This is a genomic window from Neisseria sp. HMSC068C04, from assembly GCF_001810105.1.
In the GTDB taxonomy this organism is placed as follows: domain Bacteria; phylum Pseudomonadota; class Gammaproteobacteria; order Burkholderiales; family Neisseriaceae; genus Neisseria; species Neisseria flavescens_B.
Genome location: NZ_KV799905.1, coordinates 1 through 1,581 on the forward strand (window position 1 = coordinate 1; position 1,581 = coordinate 1,581).

The 1,581-nt window shown below is 32.4% G+C and carries 3 protein-coding genes; all 3 read left to right on the forward strand.

All coding sequences use genetic code 11. The features are described from left to right. Positions 1-500 (forward strand): RHS repeat-associated core domain-containing protein (locus HMPREF2700_RS01355; protein ID WP_141745809.1); only part of this gene is annotated, 500 nt, incomplete at its 5' end. 10 nt (positions 501-510) lie between these two features. Further along, on the forward strand, positions 511-801 hold the full coding sequence (locus tag HMPREF2700_RS01360; protein WP_070589432.1) for a hypothetical protein: 291 nt from the start codon (positions 511-513) through the stop codon (positions 799-801). A 102-nt stretch (positions 802-903) separates the two neighbouring features. Further along, a complete protein-coding gene (locus HMPREF2700_RS11985; protein WP_070589435.1) occupies positions 904-1,446 on the forward strand; it encodes a hypothetical protein in 543 nt (180 codons plus the stop codon). Positions 1,447-1,581 lie beyond the last annotated feature (135 nt).

The following is a 1,581-nucleotide window of genomic DNA, read 5'->3' on the forward strand; positions in this document are numbered from 1 at the left end:
TCCGCTATTACGACCCTGAAATCGGGCGGTTTGTGAGTCAGGATCCGATTGGTTTGCGGGGCGGAATGAATCTGTTTGAGTATGCGCCGAATCCGGTTGGGTGGGTTGATCCATTAGGATTGAAGAAATATTGTGGTTTGGTATATCGTGCTCTAACACAACCACAAGCTTTAGAAGCTGCGCAACAAAAAGACTTATCTCCCAAATCAAGAAATAATCCGCATACAGTTCAGGAGCATGTTGAAAATTGGAGGAATAGAACACAATTTATATCAACTTCAAGATCATTAGCACGAGCCCAATTTTATGCCAAATCCCAAAATGCCAAATTAGTCGAAATTGACTTATGTAAAATCCACGATTCTAAGATTATAGATATTTCCAATGGACAGGGTCTAGTTAATAAGGGTAGACAACGTGCTAGAGATTGGGCGATTAAAGATCAGGAAATCTTAATTCGGGGATCAGTTCCTTCTGCATCATATCGTTTAATTAATTAGGAATATAAAGATGATTTTTAATAATTTTGAAGAGTTTGAATCGATTTTAGATAAATTATTTGATAATGAGCAATATGAAGTAGCTGATAGAATCATGGAAAATCAAATAGATAATATTTGTAAATTATCTTCCTTGGAAGAAATTGATCAGTATCTATGGTTTTATGCTTCTGTCGCTGGAGATTGTGAATCTTTCGGTAGATTTCAGAAATTATGTAGACAATTAGTGTCTTTAAACAAGATAAAATCGAGTGATTTAGCCAAATATGAAGAAAAATGTCCTGCTAATAGGTGGTATTAGGTAAGGGTAGGTTGGATTGAAAACCCAACACATATCGAGGCCGTCTGAAAAGCTTGTCCTCTTTTCAGACGGCCTTTCAGTTAAAAAATAGGATCAGATAATATGCAACTCTATACAATTTTCCCCAAAAAAAACATTAATGTTGATTTTTCTTTTAATTTAAAAGGTAACAACAAGGATAGCATTTTAGACTATTTTAAATTTAATATTGATGATAACTTCCTAAAAAAACCTCGTATAAATCTGACATATGACGGTGAGTTTGAATCTCAACTTTCTAAAATTTTGGATGCGGATTTTTATTTCTCATCTTCAGGGATTTTATTGTTTTCAAAAAAATTTCTTGAAATTTCACAGGATAAATTGAAAGAGGAGGCCCTATTTTTTCCATGTCTAATCAACAATACTCCATCTGAAATATATGCTTTGTATATAAAAAATAGTATTGATTTTTTAGATAATAAATCTCTAGATTGTTATAAAGATATTTCTTATAAGTACATATTTAGAGACAAGTTAAAACCTTATATATATGGGGTTACGGATGAATTTAAAAAGATGGTCATTGAGAATAATTTAAAAATGCAATTCCTAGAATTATATAATATAGATAATATGGGAAATATTTACTTTATTCTAGAATAATATAGGCTATTCTTAGAGAAGTAAGAGGAAGTCGGGTGAAAATCTAACCTTTATAAAGATAGTCTGAAAAGCTTGAATCCCTTTTCTGGCAGCCTTAAAAAGTAAAATCACCCGCTACCATTACACCCAAGGCAG

Coding starts and splice junctions, on each gene's coding strand:
- HMPREF2700_RS01360 (WP_070589432.1), top strand. CDS start 511: ATGATTTTTAATAATTTTGAAGAGTTTGAATCGATTTTAGATAAATTA.
- HMPREF2700_RS11985 (WP_070589435.1), top strand. CDS start 904: ATGCAACTCTATACAATTTTCCCCAAAAAAAACATTAATGTTGATTTT.